This window comes from Actinomadura sp. B10D3, assembly GCF_039871695.1.
Taxonomy (GTDB): Bacteria; Actinomycetota; Actinomycetes; order Streptosporangiales; family Streptosporangiaceae; genus Spirillospora; species Spirillospora madurae.
The window spans coordinates 169,922-186,665 of sequence record NZ_JBDPLY010000011.1 but is presented as its reverse complement, the minus strand read 5'-3'; the positions used below and the strand labels follow the sequence as shown (position 1 = coordinate 186,665).

15 protein-coding genes and 2 tRNA genes are annotated in these 16,744 nt (G+C 70.3%); 4 read left to right on the top strand and 13 right to left on the bottom strand.

The genetic code is table 11. The annotated features are described in order from the left end of the window. Positions 1-69 precede the first annotated feature (69 nt). Positions 70-951, top strand: coding sequence for a LysR substrate-binding domain-containing protein (locus ABGB11_RS18800; RefSeq protein WP_347634431.1), 882 nt, complete (start codon positions 70-72; stop codon positions 949-951). On the opposite strand, the gene ABGB11_RS18795 is transcribed toward ABGB11_RS18800, so the two are convergent. From ABGB11_RS18795 to ABGB11_RS18785, 3 genes are all read right to left on the bottom strand, one after another. Continuing rightward, entirely contained in the window at positions 952-1,857 is a 906-nt protein-coding gene (locus ABGB11_RS18795) for a glycerophosphodiester phosphodiesterase family protein (protein ID WP_347634429.1), read from the bottom strand. Between the two features lie 154 nt (positions 1,858-2,011). Continuing rightward, complete coding sequence (locus ABGB11_RS18790) at positions 2,012-3,655, bottom strand: adenylate/guanylate cyclase domain-containing protein (RefSeq protein WP_347634535.1); 1,644 nt, start codon at positions 3,653-3,655, stop codon at positions 2,012-2,014. A 73-nt stretch (positions 3,656-3,728) separates the two neighbouring features. Next, a complete protein-coding gene (locus ABGB11_RS18785; protein WP_347634427.1) occupies positions 3,729-5,153 on the bottom strand; it encodes an amino acid permease in 1,425 nt (474 codons plus the stop codon). 284 nt (positions 5,154-5,437) lie between these two features. On the opposite strand from ABGB11_RS18785, the gene ABGB11_RS18780 reads away from it, so the two are divergent. Both ABGB11_RS18780 and ABGB11_RS18775 read left to right on the top strand, forming a co-directional pair. After that, a tRNA-Asp gene (locus ABGB11_RS18780) sits at positions 5,438-5,515 on the top strand. Positions 5,516-5,535: 20 nt separating this feature from the next. Next, positions 5,536-5,609, top strand: a tRNA-Phe gene (locus tag ABGB11_RS18775). Between the two features lie 669 nt (positions 5,610-6,278). Here ABGB11_RS18775 and ABGB11_RS18770 read toward each other — a convergent pair. The 6 genes from ABGB11_RS18770 to ABGB11_RS18745 all read right to left on the bottom strand — a co-directional run bounded on the left by ABGB11_RS18770 (position 6,279) and on the right by ABGB11_RS18745 (position 11,160). Further along, the gene (locus ABGB11_RS18770; RefSeq protein ID WP_347634425.1) at positions 6,279-7,070 is read right to left on the bottom strand and encodes an enoyl-CoA hydratase; all 792 of its coding nucleotides are present in this window, start codon (positions 7,068-7,070) and stop codon (positions 6,279-6,281) included. Between the two features lie 52 nt (positions 7,071-7,122). Continuing rightward, positions 7,123-7,860: an SDR family NAD(P)-dependent oxidoreductase gene (locus ABGB11_RS18765; protein WP_347634423.1), complete on the bottom strand. Its 738-nt coding sequence runs from the start codon at positions 7,858-7,860 to the stop codon at positions 7,123-7,125. A gap of 72 nt (positions 7,861-7,932) precedes the next feature. Further along, positions 7,933-9,096: an acyl-CoA dehydrogenase family protein gene (locus tag ABGB11_RS18760; protein ID WP_347634421.1), complete on the bottom strand. Its 1,164-nt coding sequence runs from the start codon at positions 9,094-9,096 to the stop codon at positions 7,933-7,935. Between the two features lie 8 nt (positions 9,097-9,104). Beyond that, a complete protein-coding gene (locus ABGB11_RS18755; protein WP_347634419.1) occupies positions 9,105-10,097 on the bottom strand; it encodes an aldo/keto reductase in 993 nt (330 codons plus the stop codon). Further along, a complete protein-coding gene (locus ABGB11_RS18750; RefSeq protein WP_347634417.1) occupies positions 10,097-10,564 on the bottom strand; it encodes a MaoC family dehydratase in 468 nt (155 codons plus the stop codon). The genes ABGB11_RS18755 and ABGB11_RS18750 overlap by 1 nt, the downstream gene beginning before the upstream one ends. After that, positions 10,564-11,160: an SDR family oxidoreductase gene (locus ABGB11_RS18745; protein ID WP_347634415.1), complete on the bottom strand. Its 597-nt coding sequence runs from the start codon at positions 11,158-11,160 to the stop codon at positions 10,564-10,566. Before ABGB11_RS18745 ends, ABGB11_RS18750 begins: the two co-directional genes overlap by 1 nt. Before the next feature lie 30 nt (positions 11,161-11,190). Here ABGB11_RS18745 and ABGB11_RS18740 point away from each other — a divergent pair, with 30 nt between their 5' ends. Next, the gene (locus ABGB11_RS18740) at positions 11,191-11,922 is read left to right on the top strand and encodes an SDR family NAD(P)-dependent oxidoreductase (RefSeq protein WP_347634413.1); all 732 of its coding nucleotides are present in this window, start codon (positions 11,191-11,193) and stop codon (positions 11,920-11,922) included. A 134-nt stretch (positions 11,923-12,056) separates the two neighbouring features. Here the strand turns inward: ABGB11_RS18740 and lpdA are convergent, their stop codons facing one another. From lpdA to ABGB11_RS18720, 4 genes are read right to left on the bottom strand one after another with little or no spacing between them, the layout of a single operon-like run. After that, on the bottom strand, positions 12,057-13,469 hold the full coding sequence (gene lpdA / locus ABGB11_RS18735; protein WP_347634411.1) for a dihydrolipoyl dehydrogenase: 1,413 nt from the start codon (positions 13,467-13,469) through the stop codon (positions 12,057-12,059). Beyond that, complete coding sequence (locus ABGB11_RS18730) at positions 13,469-14,734, bottom strand: dihydrolipoamide acetyltransferase family protein (protein ID WP_347634409.1); 1,266 nt, start codon at positions 14,732-14,734, stop codon at positions 13,469-13,471. The genes lpdA and ABGB11_RS18730 overlap by 1 nt, the downstream gene beginning before the upstream one ends. Beyond that, positions 14,731-15,711 (bottom strand): alpha-ketoacid dehydrogenase subunit beta, encoded by a 981-nt coding sequence (locus ABGB11_RS18725; protein ID WP_347634407.1) that lies wholly within the window; start codon positions 15,709-15,711, stop codon positions 14,731-14,733. Before ABGB11_RS18725 ends, ABGB11_RS18730 begins: the two co-directional genes overlap by 4 nt. Next, entirely contained in the window at positions 15,704-16,687 is a 984-nt protein-coding gene (locus tag ABGB11_RS18720) for a thiamine pyrophosphate-dependent enzyme (protein ID WP_347634406.1), read from the bottom strand. The genes ABGB11_RS18725 and ABGB11_RS18720 overlap by 8 nt, the downstream gene beginning before the upstream one ends. Between the last annotated feature and the right edge of the window lie 57 nt (positions 16,688-16,744).

Here is a 16,744-nt window from a genome sequence, read left to right as displayed (position 1 = left end):
AGGTTGCCGGGCCGGTCCGTTCCGCAGAAGCGCGAGCGCTGGACCGGTGCCCGATTAGCATGTCCGGTTATGGAGCTGCGCCAGCTTGAGTACTTCGTGGCAGTGACCGAAGAGGCGAGCTTCACCCGGGCCGCCGCCCGGCTGCACGTCGCCCAGCCCGGCGTGAGCGCCCAGATCCGGCAGCTGGAACGGGAACTGGGACAGCCCCTGCTCGACCGGTCCGGGCGGACCGTCCGGCTGACGGAGGTCGGCGCCGCCGTCCTGCCCTACGCGCGGGCGGCCCTCGCGGCGGTCGAGGGCGCGCGGCGGTCGGTGGACGAGCTGACGGGGCTGCTGCGCGGGCATGTCACCATCGGCACCATCGACTGGATCCGGTCCCTCGACCTCCCCGGCATGCTGGCCGGATTCCACCGCGACCATCCGGACGTGGAGATCACGGTCCTCCAGGAGGACGCCGACACGCTCACCGGCGGGCTCCGCGCCGGGCGGATCGACCTGGCGTTCCTCAGCATAGGCGCCGACCCGCCCGACGGGATCGCGACCAAGGTCGTCATCGAGCAGGACCTCGTCGCCGCGGTGCCGCACGGCCATCCGCTCGCGCGGCGGTCCACCGTCCCGCTGCGGGCGCTCGCCGGCCAGGACCTGATCTGCCTGCCGAAGGGGACCGGGCTGCGGGCCGTCCTGGACGGCGCCTTCGCCGACGCCGGGCTCCGCCCGCGCATCGCGTTCGAGGCCGGCGAGCCGCCCGTGCTGGCGGAGATCGCCGGACACGGCCTCGGCGTCGCCGTCCTGCCCGAGTCCGCCGCCCGGAGCGTGCCGGACGTCCTGCACGCGTTGCCGATCGTCCGGCCGCGGCTGAGCGGGCGGATCGCGCTCGCCTGGCGCGCCGAGGGCCCGCGCAGCCCGGCGGCGCGGGCACTGATCGCCCGCGCGCGCCGGGTCACCGCCTGATCAGGCCGCCCGCCGGGCGGACCCCTTCAGGAGCCGGTCGAGGACGTCCGGCCTGTTGGTGATGATGCCGTCCACGCCGAGGCCCATCGCCTTCTTCATGGTGGCGGCGTCGTTGATCGTCCAGGTGAGCACGTCCATGCGGTTGTTGTGCACCGAGCGGACGTAGGACTTGGTCAGGTCGCCGTACCTGGGGTTGATCTGGTCGGCGTAGGACGCCAGCTTCGGCAGCTCCCCGGTCTTGGGCGTGCCGAGCAGCCCCGTAGGGACCTTCGGCAGCACCGCGTGGAAGCGCCGCACCGACGCCCAGTCGAACGACTGGACGACGAGGCGCCGCTCGCGCCGGTCGTACCGCAGCCAGGACGGCGAGCGCCGCAGCTCGGCGGCGATGCGCTTCTCGATGCCCGGATAGAGCGCCGGGCTCTTGATCTCCAGGAGCAGCCCGAGGCCCTGGCCGCGCATCGCCCGCAGCGCCTGCCCCAGCGTCGGGACGCGCTCACCGGCGTACTTCCTCGCGAACCACGACCCGGCGTCCAGCCTCCTGATCTCGGCGAGGGTGAAGTCCTCGACCTTGTAGGGCGCGCGGCCAGGGTAGACGGACTCGACGTTCGTCGTCCGGCCGAGCGTGGTGTCGTGCATGAGCACGAGCTTGTGGTCCTTGGTCTCCTGCACGTCCAGCTCGAACATGTCCGCGTTCTGGACCTTGGCCAGCCGGAACGCGGCGAGCGTGTTCTCCGGCGCGTACGCGGACGCGCCGCGGTGCGCGACGTTCACGACGTCCCTCGCGACCGCGGCGGTCGTGGCGGTGCCGGGGGAGGTAGGGGCGGCGGCTTCGGCGGTCGCCACCGGAACGGTGGCCGCCGCCGCGGTCACGACGACGACGAGCGCGAGACGATTCCGTCGGTGCATCGGTCACCTTTCGGGAGCCGGACTGTCCGCCCCAACCCTGCGGCCTTACGGTGACGACAGAGTTACGGGCCGATAGCAGAGTGTGTACATCCGGCGACAATACGCATCCGGGGCGGTCCCGGGGGTGCCGAGCACGGCGCTTCCGGCGAAAAGATCAGCCGGTGCCGTCCGGGTCGCCGGGCTCCCCGGCACGCGCGCTCTTCGCGGCCCGGGACAGCACCAGCGCTCCGAGCACCAGCCGCCTGCTGCGCCGCAGCGGGCGCGGGAGCCGGACGCGGGACTGCCGCGGCGCCGGCCGCGGCTCCGGAAGCGCCGGCCACCGGGGCGTGCCCAGCCGGGTCGGGCGGCTCCGCCCGCGCAGGATCACCGAGCGGCCGATGTCCCACTCGTCCGACTCGGCCAGATGCGCGAGATCGAGGACGGCGGCCGAGGCGAGCACCCGCGCGTCCTCCCCCTTGGCCAGGTCGCTGAGGCGGGCCGCCTCGTTCACCGGGTCGCCGATCACCGTGTACTCGAACCGCTCCTCGGCGCCGATGTACCCGGCGACGACCGGACCCGCGGACACGCCGATGCCCGCGTCCAGCATCGGCACCTCGGCGCGCAGCCGCACCGCCAGCTCGCGGGCCGCACCGAGCGCCCCGCCGGCCGAATCCTCCAGCTGCGTCGGCGCCCCGAAGATCGCGAGCGCCGCGTCCCCCTCGAACTTGTTGATCCAGCCGCCGTGCCCCGCCACGACCGCCACCACGACGCCGAAGAACCGGTTGAGCAGCCCGACCACCTCGTCCGGCCCCCGCGTGTCGGCGAGCCGGGTGGAGCCGGTGAGGTCGACGAACAGCACCGCCACCTCGCGCGTCTCGCCGCCGAGCGTGATGTCGCCGCGCTCCAGCGCCAGGTCGGCGACCTCCTCGCCGACATGCCGTCCGAACAGGTCGCGCAGCCGCTCGTTCTCGCGGAGCCCGGCGACCATGTGGTTGAAGCCCGCCTGCAGCTGCCCGACCTCGCTCGCGTCGTACACCGCGACCTCGGCCCCGAGATCGCCCCGCTCGACCTGCGCCATCCCGGTGCGCACCGACCTGATCGGGTCGGCGATCGCCCGGGTCGCCATGTAGAGGACGTAGGCCCCGGCGACCAGCGCGGCCCCGCCCACCCCCAGGATCGTGATCGCGAGCTGGGTGACGTTGATGTCCGGCGCGGCCAGCGCGGCGATCGCGACGCAGATCAGCCCGAACACCGGGATCGCCGTCCCCAGCGTCCAGGCGAGCATCACCCGCGTCGTCACCCCGGGCAGCCGGAACCGCTTCGGACGCTCCCTGCCCAGCACCAGGGCCGCCGCCGGCCGCAGCAGCCGCTCCGACAGCAGGTAGACGATCGTGCACGTCGTCGCCGCGCCGAGCAGGCACGTCAGGCCCGTCTTCACGGCCAGCCGCCCGGTGAACAGGACCAGGTCGAGCACCGCCCAGCCGAGCGCCCCCACCGCCCAGAGCGCCCCGACGAGCAGAGTCAGCCGCAGCGGCCCGAGCAGCACCGCCCGGCGCCGGCGCCGGTCGGGCTCCCCGCCGTCCCGGACGAACGTCACCACCGGACGCCACAAACGCAGCCCCGCGACCAGCGCCACCGGCGCCGCGACGATCGGGTAGCCGAAGAACGCCAGCGCGTTGACGAACCGCACATGGTCGCGGTCGGCCAGCGGGGGATCGGGGATCACGAACGTCGCGAACAGCAGCACGACCAGCGAGCCGACGACGTTCGCGACACCCACCACGACCAGCAGGACCCATCGGACTCGGATCTCCAGCATGCTGGTCACGCGCGCCTCCGGAGGGAAGGAACCGCCCACGGGGCATCATCCCACGGCAGAAGGGCGCCTCCGCTCAGGCGCTCGCGCTCTCCTCGGCCACCGGAACCTTCACCGGCTCGACCCGCGACGACCGCCGCACGAACGGCCAGCCGACCACGACCAGCGCGACCCACGCGCCCATCACGTACAGCGCGACCCTCGTGTCGGCCTCCCACGCGATCGTCACGGTGACGAACGCGAAGAACGCCAGGACCAGCCAGTTCGTGTACGGCGCCCACGGCATCCGGTACGGCGACTTCGGCAGCTCCCCGGCCGCCGACCGCCGCCGGTAGATCATGTGCGCCACCAGGATGACCGTCCACACCAGCAGGGCACCGCCCGTCGACACCGACGTGATGTACCCGAACGCCTTCTCCGGCACCACGGCGTTGACGACCACGCCGATGCCCATGACCAGCGCGGAGATGACGACGGTCAGCACCGGGACACCGCGCTCGCTCAGCCGTCCGAGCACCTTCGGCCCATCACCGTTCACCCCGGCCGTCCGCAGCATCCGGGACGTCGAGTAGAGCCCGCCCGCGTTGCACGACGACAGCGCGGCGGTCAGCACCACGAAGTTGACGATGTCCCCGCCGCCCTTGATGCCGATCTGGTCGAACGCCAGGACGAACGGGCTCGCCCCGCCCTTGAACGCCGTCCACGGCACCACCGCGAGGATCACCAGCAGCGACCCTAGGTAGAACAGCGCGAACCGCACCGGCAGCGCGTTGATCGCCCGGGGGATGTTCTTCTCCGGGTCCTTCGCCTCGCTCGCCGTCACACCCACCAGCTCGACGCCCAGGTAGGCGAACATCACCATCTGCAACGTCATGATCGTGGCGCCGGCCCCCTCGGGGAAGACACCGCCGTGATCCCACAGGTTCCCGACCCGCGCCGTGTCCCCGGCGTCGCTGAACCCGAAGACCAGCACCCCGATCCCCACCAGGATCATCATCACGATCGCCCCGACCTTGATCATCGCGAACCAGAACTCCAGCTCGCCGAAGAGCTTCACCGAGATCAGGTTCACCACGAACAGGACCAGCAGCGCGACCAGCGCCGTCTGCCACTGCTCGACGCCCGGCCACCACTTCTGGATGTACTGGCCGGCCGCCGTCAGCTCCGCCATGCCGGTCGTCACCCAGATGATCCAGTACGTCCAGGTCGTCGCGTAACCCCAGAACGGCCCCAGGAACTCCCGGGCATACCCGGCGAACCCGCCCTCCGTCCGGCGGTACGTCAGCAGTTCACCGAGCGCCCGCATGACGAAGAACACGGCCAACCCGGCCACGGCGTACGTCAGGATCAGGCTCGGGCCGGCCTTGGCGATGTTCTCCCCGGCCCCGAGGAACAACCCCGTCCCGATCGTCCCGCCGATGGCCAGCATCTGGATCTGACGAGTACCGAGCCCTCTCTGATACCCCTCCGCACCCTGGTCGGCTGGGAGCTTTGCGACCACGCGGCCTCCCTCACAACTAGCGCCGCCCCTCACGGGCACGGCGTCACCCTCCGGTCACGCACAGTCGCGCAACCCGGGCAGACTAGGCGCCCCACGCATCAACACGAAACGCACCCGTCCGCCCGGTATCGACCCGGTGCCTCTCCGTCACGATCTTGCCCCGCTCGCCCCGCGATAACCGAGTTGGCGCGCCCCTCGGCCATCGCGTATGCTCTCGGACGTCGCCAAGCGCCGGGCCACCCGGCCAAGACACCCCTCCGGAGCCGTTAAGCTCGGAGCAGCAAGGTCCTGTGGAGCAGTTAGGAGTGCTCGCCACCCTGTCAAGGTGGAGGCCGCGGGTTCAAATCCCGTCAGGACCGCCAGACGTGCGGATGCACGTCCTGGGCAGGTAGCTCAGTCGGTACGAGCGTCCGCCTGAAAAGCGGAAGGTCGGCGGTTCGACCCCGCCCCTGCCCACTCTCACACCTCTGACCAGTAGAAACACGGTCAGAGGTGCTTTCATTTCCGGCTTTGAAACGGCCTCAGGCGGATGCACACCGCTCGAACACCTTCCGCCTATCGCATACCGAAGGCCGCGCTGCCACTCGGCGATCCGAATTCCACGCTCACACCAGCGATTGGCAACGACGCGATAAGACCGCTCAGCGGCTACTTGTTTCATTGCCTCAGGACCGGTGCGCGGCCAGGCTTGGTCCATGCGCCCGGGCTGTCGCTCTCTCTCATCGGCTGCCCACGCTGGTCGGGTGGCTCTCTTTTGCCTGCGCGGTCTGGGTGTCGCCCAGGGCGGGGAAAGGCTCAAGAGGGGTTCGTTCGGCTCGACGTAGCGGTGCCCCCAGCTCGACAACCAGGTGATGGATCGAGCATCGGGGGATCGGTATGGATCGAGTGGTCGTTGGCATGAACCCGCACAAACGCTCCGCCACGATCGAGGTATTGGCCGCCGACGAGACCATCCTCCTGCCCAGTGGTGGAAGGTGAACCAGTAGTCGCTGACCACGTGGCAGGGGCCGCCACGCGGTCCGTTCCAGTTCGGCCGTGCGGTGCATGATGTCAGCCACGGCGGGCCCCCAGATCTCCACGGCTTCGCCGAGACGATGCCGGTCGACGGGACGGCCGCACCCGGCCTCACCTGAACACGGGAGGGCGCTTCTCCAGGAAGGCACGCGTTGCCTCCGCTGCCTCCTCGGTGCGCGAGGCCGCGATATGGCGAGCGGCCTCGCGTTCGAGGGCCTCCGCGAACGTCACCTCTTCCGCGTCGTTCACGTTGGCCTTCACCGCACGCAGTGCCCCGCTCGGCCCCGCGGCAAGGCGGCCGGCCAGCTCAGCGGCTCGGGCCCAGAGTGCCTCGTCGTCGCCGGTCACCTCACTCACCAGGCCCCACGCCAATGCCGTGTCCGCGTCGATCCGGTCGGACAGCAGATACGCCTGGCGCGCTCTCGCCGAACCCACGATCCGTGAAAGCGTCCACGTGCCGCCGAAGTCACCTGACAGACCGACCGTGACGAAGGCCGTGGCGAAGACCGCCGATCGGCTGGCCAGACGGAGGTCCGCCGCACAGGCGAGTGACAGACCGGCACCCGCGCACGCTCCGTGCACCGCCGCGATCGTGGGTTTGGGCATCTCTCTCAGCAACTGCGCGGTGCGCATGTACCGCCGTAGGTTGCCGGTGGCCGTGGTGATCCCGCCGCGACCGCCCACTCCGCCGCCGATTCCCTCCTTGAGGTCACCGCCGGCGCAGAAGGCCTTACCGGAACCGCGCAGGACCACCACGCGCACGTCGGGAGCATCAGCGGCCCGCTCCAGGGCCCCCAGAAGTTCCTCCAAGAACGCATCGGTCATCGTGTTCAGACGCTGCGGGCGGTTCATCGTCACCGTCGCGACACCGTCCGCCCGCTCACAGAGCACCATTTCGGCCATAACCATCTCCAGGAATCGTCGGGGCAGGTGTACCGGCGGAGTGCCGCCGGTCTCACATCGAGAGGCCGCCGTCGACGGGCAGCACCACACCGGTGATGTAGCCGGCCTCCCCGGAGGCGAGGAACGCGATCGCCGCAGTGATCTCGGACGGGTCCGCGTACCTGCCCAGAGGAGTCGCCGCCTCGAACTCGGCACGCTTCTCATCGGGTATTCCGGCGATCATGCGGGTCTCCGCGTTCGGTGAGATCGCGTTGACGGTCACCCCGAACCTGCCCAGTTCCTTCGCCGCGGTCTTGGTGAAGCCGATGATCCCGGCCTTGGCGGCCGCGTACGCGGACTGGCCGACGTTCCCGTGCAGGCCGGTGAACGACGTCACGTTGATCACACGACCGTGACCGCGCTCCCGGAAGTGAGGTGTGCAGGCCCGGGTGAAGCGGAACGTCCCACCGAGATGGACGCCGAGCACGGCTTCCCAGTCCTCGTCCGGCATCTTCCACAGAACCCTGTCACGGAGGATCCCCGCGTTGTTCACCACCACATCGATCCGTCCTGTGGCGGAGACCACGTCCGAGACGACTCTTTCGACATCACCGGAGTTCGACACGTCCGCCACCCGCCATTCGGCGCCGATTCCCCCGGCCGCGGACGCCAGGGCGTCGGCGTCCACATCGACCGCGTAGACCCGAGCGCCGGCCGCGTGGAATCGCTTCACCGTCGCCAGACCGATGCCGTGGGCGGCTCCGGTGACGATCACGCTGCGGCCGTCGAAACGAAAATCGGTTTCCGGCATTGGTACTCCTCTAGTCGCCGCGCACATACGGTGACCGTCATGGGCATGGCCCCCACGGTCACGGGAGGGTGTTCACCGGTGCTTCGCGGGTGCACCGAACCCGAGATCCCGGCCGATGATCTCCTTCATGATCTCGTTCGATCCGGCCCAGATCCTGGTCACCCGGGCGTCCAGCCAGGCACGCGCGACCTCGTACTCCCGCATGTAGCCATAGCCTCCGTGCATCTGGACGCAGGCGTCGATGACCTCGTTCTGCGTCTGCGCGCTCCACCATTTCGCCTTCGCCGCGTCGACCCCGGACAGGGAACCCTGCAGGTGCGCCTCCACGCAGCGGTCCACGAACGCGCGCGCTACGTCGACCTTGGTGACCAGTTCCGCCAGCAGGAAACGGTTGTACTGGAAGGAACCGATCGGCGCGCCGAACGCCGTGCGTCCGGCGGCGTACGCCAGCGTCGCCTCCAACGCCGCGGCCGCGTGCGCCACGTTGATGACGGCGCTGTTCAGGCGTTCCTGCGGCAGCCGGTCCATCATCGCGCGGAACCCGCCGTGCAGGGGCCCGACCAGGTTCCCGTCGGTGAGCGGGACGTCTTCGAAGAAGAGCTCGGCGGTGTCCGATTCGGGCTGGCCGACCTTGTCCAGCTTTCGCCCCCGGGTGAATCCCTCCGCCCCGGACTCCACGGCGAAGAGCGAGATGTCGCGCCGCCCGTCTCCCGTTCGTGCCGCGACGAGGACGAGGTCGGCGTGGTAACCGTTGGTGACGAAGATCTTCGAGCCGGTCAGGCGCCATCCCGACGAACCGTCGCGTACCGCCCGGGTGCGCAGCGCCGCCAGGTCGGATCCCGCACCGGGCTCGGTCATCGCGATCGCCGTCACCGTATCGCCGGAGCAGAACCGCGGCAGCCACCGTTCCCGCTGCTCCTCGCTCGTCAGTTCGATGAGATAGGGAGCGACCACGTCGGTGTGAATGCCGACGCTGGAAGCAAAGGCCAGAGCCGCACCGGCCAGCTCTTCCGCCAGGACGACGTGGAAACGGTAGTCGTCCGCCTCTCCGCCCCCATATCTGGCAGGGACGGGGAGACCGAGGAATCCCTGCTCACCCGCGCCCAGCCAGACCTCTCGGGGGATCCGGCGCTCGCTACGGCACTCCTCCTGTCTCGGCGCGATCTCCCGCTGGACGAAGGTCTTGACGGTTCCTCGGAATTCCTCATGGTCCGCAGAGAAGATCGAACGCTTCATGCTCGGCTTCATTTACCGCCTCCGGGCGCGACAGATTCGAGAAAGCCGGGCCGGCGGTCCCAGCGGTGATGCGCCAGCAGCCGCAGCGTGTCGGGGTCGAGGGGCCCCGCGGCCACCGCGGCGACATTGCGCTCCACATTCCCGACACGACGCATGCCAGGGATGACCGTGGTGACCGCCGGGTGGGAGATGGCGAACCGCAACGCCGTCCGCGGCAGGTCGGCATCCGGGCCCAGATCCGCCCGCAAGGCGTCGATCCGATCCATGGTCGCGGCGAGGTTGGCGGGGGTGAAGTACCCGTGCCGCCAATCGGAATCGGGGAATCGGGTCGAGCGGTCGAGGCGCCCGGTGAGCGAGCCCTCGTCGAACGGCACCCGCACGACCACCGCCGTCCCCGCCGCCTCGCACGCGGGGAACAGGTGGTCCTCGGGCGCCTGATCGAAGATGTTGTAGATCACCTGGACGGAGTCGACGAGTCCCGTCCGCACAGCGAGCAGAACGTTCTCCGGCTCCCAGCGGTTCACGCTGATCCCGAACGCCCTGATGCTGCCCTCGGACTTCAGGCGCTCCACCGCGGTGCGCCACTCGTCGCGGTCCGCCCAGTCGTCCGTCCACACGTGCAACTGGAGCAGGTCGATGGTCTCGACGCCGAGATTGCGGATGCTGGTACGGGCGCACTCCAGGATGTGCTCCGTGGGGAACACCTCTCGCAGATCGCTGCCCGCCCGGGCCGGGAACCGGCCATCGCGTGGCGGCACCTTGGTCGCGACGCGCAACGGCACCCCTGGGTGCCTTCGCAGCAGCCTGCCGAGCACCTGCTCGCAGCGCCCGGCGCCGTAGTACAGCGCCGTGTCGAAGAAGGTGCATCCCGACTCGACCGCGTGGTCGAGTGCCCGTTCCGGATTCTCCGCCTGGTCAGAGGTCCAGTCGGTGATCCCCCACATCCCGTATCCGAGAACGGAGACGGGAAACGGCAGGCGCGGCGCGTACCTCAACTCCATCAGGACGCCTCCGCCGGGTAGAAGCGGCTCACCAGCTCGGCCACGCAGACCGGCTTGGTGGAAGCATCGGCCTCGATGGTGATCCGGGTGACGGTCTGCACCGGTCCCCCGCGCTCATCGACCCGTATCAGGGTCCCGCCCGCACGGATCCGGGCGCCGACCGACAGCGGGCTGGGAAACCGCACCCGGTCGAGGCCGTAGTTGACGACCATCGCCGTGTCGCCGACCACCAGGAGCTCGTCGAAGAAATGCGAACACAGCGACAGCGTGAAGAAACCGTGCGCGATCGTGGTGCCGAACGGCCCGTCGGCGGCCCTGACCGGGTCGACATGAATCCATTGCTCGTCCCGAGTGACGCGAGCGAACACGTCGATCGACTCCTGGTCCACCGGGACCCACTCGGTCTCACCGAGGTCCTGGCCCACCAGCGCCAGGAGGTCATGGGCGGTCGAGACCACCGTGCTCATCAGCTCGCTCCTGGTACCGCTGTTCGCACTGGAACGATCGCACCGGTCACGTACGACGCGTCTTCGCTCATCAGGAAACCGACGGTCTCCGTCACGGCGGCGTCCCTACCGGCACCGGGCGCGCCCGTTGGCGACACCGCCGCCACCCGTACCCGCTGAGGCGCCCACTCGACGCCGAGCACCCGGACCAGACCGCGAGCGGCCGTGTCGGTGACACTCGACACGGGGTCGTCCGCCGCCCCGGCGAGGACCACCACGATCGTGCCGCCGCCCGCCTCGATCATCGCCTGGCCCACCTTCTGGCAGGTCAGGAGAGTCCGCGTGAGGTTCACGGCGATGCCGCGCTCCAGTGCCGCGTTGGTGATCTCCTCCGGTCGGCTCCCCGGTTCCTGCGCATGCAGCAGATTGACCAGCACGGTCGGCGTTCCGACACGGGCCAGGTGGTCCGCCAGCGCCCGCTCGACCTCACCGGGGGCCGGCGTGGCGGACAGATCGATCGACGAGACCCTGGCGGCGTGGGTCCCGAGCGCGGCCTCGATACCGCGCGGCAACGGGCCGCCAGATGCGACGAGCAGGACATCAGGATTTGTCGACATGTTTGCACACTGTATGGCATCCTAATTCGTATGCCAACCACCCTCATCACCGGATCCAGCACAGGACTTGGCCTCGCGATGGCACACCGACTCGTCGCCGACGGGTGGCGGGTCGCGGTCAACTCACGCAGCGCCGATCGTGCCGACGCCGCGGTCCGGTCCCTCGGCGGCTCCGACCACGCCGTCGCCGTCGTGGGGGACGTCGCGGACCCCGCCACCGCCGAACACGTCGTCGCGCAGGCGGTGGACCACCTGGGCGCCCTTGATCTCCTGGTGAACAACGCCGGCATCGCCGAGGAGGCGCCGAGCACCGAGCTGAGACTGGACGAGTGGACCCGGATCCTCTCCACGAACCTGCTCGGGGCCTTCGTCTGCGCCCGCGAAGCCGGAATCCACATGCTCTCCCGCGGCGGTGGAACGATCATCAATGTCGGTTCGATGTGGGCGAACCTCGGGATGCCGCAACGCGCCTCCTACGCGACCAGCAAGCACGGCCTTCACGGGCTGACCGCGATGCTGACCCGGGAGTGGGAGGCGCGAGGCGTCCGCACCGTCACGATCGATCCGGGTTACATCCAGACCACGATGGCGGCGAGTGTCCAGGGCGGCGGCAACGAGGAACTCGAACGCCGGACTCCGATGGGGAGGCTCGGCACGCCCGAGGAGGTGGCGGCCACCGTGGCATTCCTCGCCCGTTCACCGCACCTGTCGGGAACGTCGCTGCCGGTCGACGGCGGCTGGCTGGCTTACGGAGGCTGGTGATCCCGTCGCGCCGGGAAGCCGGAGATCCGGCCTCCCGGCGCGTTCCCGCCTGCCGTACCGCCACGGCCGCACGAGTCACCGCGTTCGGTGCCGCGCAGGCCGGACGGCCGAGGCGCCCCGGCTGGACGCCGTCGTCACATGGAGCCGTGGAGTGGCGCGCCGTAACCCAGACGTGCTGATTCGAACACGGCCTCACTCAGCGTCGGGTGAGCGTGGATCGTGTGCGCAAGGTCTTCGAGCGTCGCGCCCATCTCGATGGCCAGCACACCTTCGGCGATCAGTTCCGAGGCGTGCGGGCCGACGAGCTGCAAGCCCATCACGACCCCGGAGCCCCGGTCGGCGAGAATCCGCGCGATGCCCTCACCGTGTCCCATCGTCGCGCCGCGCGCCGACACGCTCATCGGTACGGTACTGATCGCCACGTCGACCCCGTTCCGCCGCGCCGCCTGTTCCGAGAGACCGGCCACCGCCACCTCCGGATCGGTGTAGACGACACTCGGTATCGCCATCGGCTCGAAGACCGAAGGCCTCCCGCTGAGAGCCTCCGCCGCAACCAGCGCCTCCGCCATCGCCTTGTGCGCCAGCGAAGGCCCCTCCGTGAGGTCGCCGATGGCCGCGATGTTGGGCGCCGCCAGCCGCTGACCGTCGACGGCGACCTCACCGTCCGCCAGGACCGCCACACCAGCGGCCTCCAGGCCGAGGTCCTCGACGTTCCGCTTCCGGCCGACGGCGACCACCACGGCGTCCACGTCCAGGCGTCGCTCGCCGCCGGTCCCGGTGACGAGGAGCCGCGCGCCATCGTCGCCGACGACCCGCGCGTCGCAGTGAACGTCGATGCCGCGCCGCTTGAACGAACGCTGCACCACGTGGGAGATCTTCGCGTCCATGCCGGACAGCACCCGGTCCGCCAGTTCGACGACCGAAACCCTGGAGCCCAGGGCATGGAACGCCGACGCCAGTTCCAGGCCTATCGCACCGCCACCGACGATCGCGACGGACCGGGGAAGCTCCCGCAGGGCCAGGGCGTCGGTGGAGTCCAGGACGCGGGAGCCGTCGCGCGGCAGCGTGGGAGGTTCCGCCGGGCGTGAGCCCGCCGCCACGACGGCGTCCCGGAACTCGAAGAAGATCGAGGCTTCTCCGTCACGTCGCACGACCGCACGGCGGGGTCCGGTGAGCCGTGCCTCGCCGTGGACCACCCGGACACCCGCGCCGGTCAGCAACCGGCGGATCGACCGGGCCAGCCGCGAAACGGTCTCGGTCCTGTCCTTCTGGAAGGCGGCGAGATCGACACCGGGGTCGCCGACGACCAGACCCCTGGACGACAGGCGCCGCAGCACCCCCCGGGCGCCGGCGAGCTCGATCAGCGCCTTGCTCGGGATGCACCCCACGTGCAGGCACACGCCGCCGAGCCCCGACTCGCCGCCGTTGCGCTCGACGAGAACCACGTCGCGGCCGAGCTGGGCCGCCCGCACCGCAGCGGTGTACCCCCCGGGGCCGCCTCCGATCACCAGGAGGTCGATCCCTTCCGCCAGTTCACCGACCACCATCAGCGCAACCCTTCGAGCAGCAGGACGGGGTTCTCGACCAGCTCGGCGACCGTTCCGGCGAAGGCGGCCAAGACATCGCCGTCCACCAGGCGGTGGTCCGCCGAGATCGACAGGGGCAGGACCGGCGCGGCCGCGATCTTCCCGTCCCGGACGACCGGCCGCTCCACGATCCGGCCGAACCCGAGATTCCCGCCCAGGCCCGGTGGGATGAGCGGGGTTCCGAAGTGGGTGCCCAGCGGACCCAGGTTGTTGACCAGGAAGGTGGCGCCGGACATCTGCCGAGGGGTCAGGGTCCGTGATCGGGCCGCCTCGCCGAGCCCCCTCAGCTCCTTCGCGAGGTCGGCCAGGGGCCGGCGGTCCACATCGGCGAGCACCGGTGTGAGCAGGCCGTCAGGTGTGGCCACCGCTATCCCCAGGTGGCAGCGCCGGTGGTGAACGATCACCTGGCGATCCTCGTCCACATAGCCGTGGATCTCGGGCGTGCGCGCGAGCGCCACGGCCGCGATCTTCACCAGCAGGGCCAACGGCGTGAGGGCCTGCGCGAGATCGTCGTCCCCTGCCCGGCGGGCCCGCTCCCGCAGGGCGTTACGGCCGGCCAGCAGCCCGCTCGCGTCGGCCTCCCGCAGGTCGAACATGTGCGGGATGGTCTGCCAGCCGGCCGACATGGTCCGCCCGATGGTCCGGCGAAGGCCCCGCAGTGGCGTCTCGATGGTCTCGGCCGTCGGGGACGAGGGCTCTGGCGAGGCCGGGGTGTCGGCGGCGGATCCTTCCGGGCGGGTCCCGGATCGTTCAGGTGGCCATCGATCGAGGTCGGACGCGAGGATCCTGCCGGCGGGACCGGACCCCCGCACCGTCGCGAGGTCGACGCCGAGTTCGCGTGCCCGCCGCCGGACGGCGGGCGACGCGGTCGGCCGCCCAGGACGCGGGTCCGCGCCCTCCGTGGTCGCGGACGACGCGGTCTCCGCCGGTTCGGCGTGCACGGGTACGGCCGCGGGAGGTTCCGCCACCGGGGCCTCCCCGGCCGGAGCGGCTTCCTCGAAGACGGCGAGCAGGTCACCGACCGAGACGGTGTCCCCCGTCTCGCCATGCCGCTCCACCAGGACGCCGTCACTCGGGCACGGCAGGACCACCACCGCCTTCGCCGTCTCCACGCTGACCAGGTCCTGATCTTCCGCGACCGGCTCACCGACGGCGACATGCCAGGAGATGATCTCCGCTTCGGCGAGCCCCTCGCCGGGGTCGGGCATCATGAACGTCCGTCTCATGGTGTCGTCGCCGCCTTCCGGATCGCATCGGCCACCCGGCGCTCGTTGGGGAGGTGGTCCTCCTCCAGCGGGCCCACGGGGTACGGCGCGTCGAAACCTGTGACGCGTTCCACGGGGGCCTCCAGGTTGTAGAACGCTCCCGAACTGACGGTGGCTGCCACTTCGGCGCCGAAACCCCCGGTCAGGGGGGCCTCGTGCACGACGACGGCACGTCCGGTACGGGCGACGTGCTCGTGAATCGTGTCCTCGTCAAGGGGGACGAGCGTTCGCAGATCCAGCACCGTGCAAGAGATCCCCTCGCGTGCGACGGTCTCGGCGGCCCGCTCGGCGACCTGCACCGCGGCGCTCCACGCGAGGACCGTCACATGCTCGCCCCGCCGGGCGACGCGCGCCTTCCCGAAGCCGGTGACGTGCCCCTGTGCCGGGAGGTCGCCCTTCACCAGCCGGTAGCCCCGCAGCGGTTCCAGGAAGAGCACCGGATCCGGGTCCCGGATCGCGGACACCAGCAAGCCGTACGCGTCCTCCACGGTCGCCGGCGCCACCACCTTGAGGCCAGGGCACTGGACGAACTTCGCTTCGAGCGCGTCGGCGTGCATCTCCGGGGTGCGAACCCCGCCTCCGAAGGGCGCTCGGATCACCAGAGGGACGCCGTACCGTCCCCGGGAGCGCCATCTCATGCGCGCTACCTGATCCGAGATCTGGTGGAACGCCTGATGGGTGAACCCGAGGAACTGGATCTCGACGATCGGGATCCGGCCCGCCACCGCGAGGCCGACCGCGCTTCCGACGATCACTCCTTCCGCCAGCGGCGTGTCGACGACCCGGTGCGCGCCGAACCTCGCCTGCAGGCCGTCGGTGGCACGGAACACTCCGCCGGAGAGGCCGACGTCCTGTCCAAGGATCATGGTGCGCTCGTCCCGCTCCAGTTCGTCGCCGAGCGCCGCGCGGATCGCCTCGACCATGCTGACGTCATGCATCGGTGCGCCTCCGTTCCGCCGCGATCTGAGCCGCCAGCCGGGCCGGCGGATTCGCGTATACGTGCGCCATCAGGTCGGCGAGGGCCGGCCGCGGCACCCGCTCCGCCTCGGCGAGCGCGGCCGCGATCTCGGCGCGCACCTTCGAGTCGATCGCGTCATCTATCTGAACGTCGAGCCAGCCGCGCTCGTACAGGTCCTGCCGGAGCCGGTCGACGGGGTCGTTCGCCCGCGCCCTGGCAAGTTCGTCCTCGGGGACGTACCGCGTGGGGTCGTCCGCGGTGCTGTGCGGTCCCAGCCGGTAGGTCACCGCCTCGATGAGGGTCGCCCCCTCGCCCGCCCGAGCACGCCGGACGGCGTCGCCGACCGTCTGCCGGACGGCGACGAGATCGTTGCCGTCGACCAGGTCGCCGTGGATGCCGTACCCGGGTGCGCGCGACGCGAAGGTCTCCGCGGCGGTCTGCCGGGATCGGGGAGTGGAGATCGCCCAGCCGTTGTTCTGGAGGAGGAAGACCACCGGAGCTTTGACCACCCCGGCCAGATTGCATGCCTCGTGGAAGTCGCCTTCGGACGAGGAGCCCTCGCCGAAGAAGGCCAGCACGACGCCGTCGGTGCCGTTCAGCCGCTCTCCCCAGGCGAGCCCGACGGCATGCGGGAGTTGCGCGGCCAGCGAGATCTGCACCGGCAGCATGCGCACACCCTCTGGAATGGCATCGCCGGCGGGATTGCCCAAATAGTGGCAGAATACGTTCGCGAGTGGAAATCCATGGCGGGTGAGGGCGGTGAGTTCACGGTACTGAGGCACCACCCAATCCCGCCCCGGATCGAGCTCCAGCACGGCTCCGGCAATCGCCGCTTCCTGCCCGTGCGCGATGGAAAGGGTCCCGAGTCTTCCTTGGCGCTGCAGGCTGGTCGCCTTCTCATCAAAGCGCCGCATCAGGGTCATAAGGCGGTACGCCTCGACCAGGTCGTCCCGCATGTCTAGGTCAGTTGACTGACGCATTACTCAAGCATACCAGTTTGTATGCAAGATTGT

Bases quoted from the DNA above. Each gene is read 5' to 3' on its own strand.
- ABGB11_RS18765 (WP_347634423.1), bottom strand. From the start codon at position 7,860: ATGCCGGAAACCGATTTTCGTTTCGACGGCCGCAGCGTGATCGTCACC.
- ABGB11_RS18750 (WP_347634417.1), bottom strand. From the start codon at position 10,564: ATGAGCACGGTGGTCTCGACCGCCCATGACCTCCTGGCGCTGGTGGGC.
- ABGB11_RS18740 (WP_347634413.1), top strand. From the start codon at position 11,191: ATGCCAACCACCCTCATCACCGGATCCAGCACAGGACTTGGCCTCGCG.
- ABGB11_RS18720 (WP_347634406.1), bottom strand. From the start codon at position 16,687: ATGCGGGACGACCTGGTCGAGGCGTACCGCCTTATGACCCTGATGCGG.
- ABGB11_RS18795 (WP_347634429.1), bottom strand. From the start codon at position 1,857: ATGCACCGACGGAATCGTCTCGCGCTCGTCGTCGTCGTGACCGCGGCG.
- ABGB11_RS18800 (WP_347634431.1), top strand. From the start codon at position 70: ATGGAGCTGCGCCAGCTTGAGTACTTCGTGGCAGTGACCGAAGAGGCG.
- ABGB11_RS18790 (WP_347634535.1), bottom strand. From the start codon at position 3,655: ATGCTGGAGATCCGAGTCCGATGGGTCCTGCTGGTCGTGGTGGGTGTC.
- ABGB11_RS18730 (WP_347634409.1), bottom strand. From the start codon at position 14,734: ATGAGACGGACGTTCATGATGCCCGACCCCGGCGAGGGGCTCGCCGAA.
- ABGB11_RS18755 (WP_347634419.1), bottom strand. From the start codon at position 10,097: ATGGAGTTGAGGTACGCGCCGCGCCTGCCGTTTCCCGTCTCCGTTCTC.
- lpdA (WP_347634411.1), bottom strand. From the start codon at position 13,469: ATGGTGGTCGGTGAACTGGCGGAAGGGATCGACCTCCTGGTGATCGGA.
- ABGB11_RS18725 (WP_347634407.1), bottom strand. From the start codon at position 15,711: ATGCATGACGTCAGCATGGTCGAGGCGATCCGCGCGGCGCTCGGCGAC.
- ABGB11_RS18760 (WP_347634421.1), bottom strand. From the start codon at position 9,096: ATGAAGCGTTCGATCTTCTCTGCGGACCATGAGGAATTCCGAGGAACC.
- ABGB11_RS18745 (WP_347634415.1), bottom strand. From the start codon at position 11,160: ATGTCGACAAATCCTGATGTCCTGCTCGTCGCATCTGGCGGCCCGTTG.
- ABGB11_RS18770 (WP_347634425.1), bottom strand. From the start codon at position 7,070: ATGGCCGAAATGGTGCTCTGTGAGCGGGCGGACGGTGTCGCGACGGTG.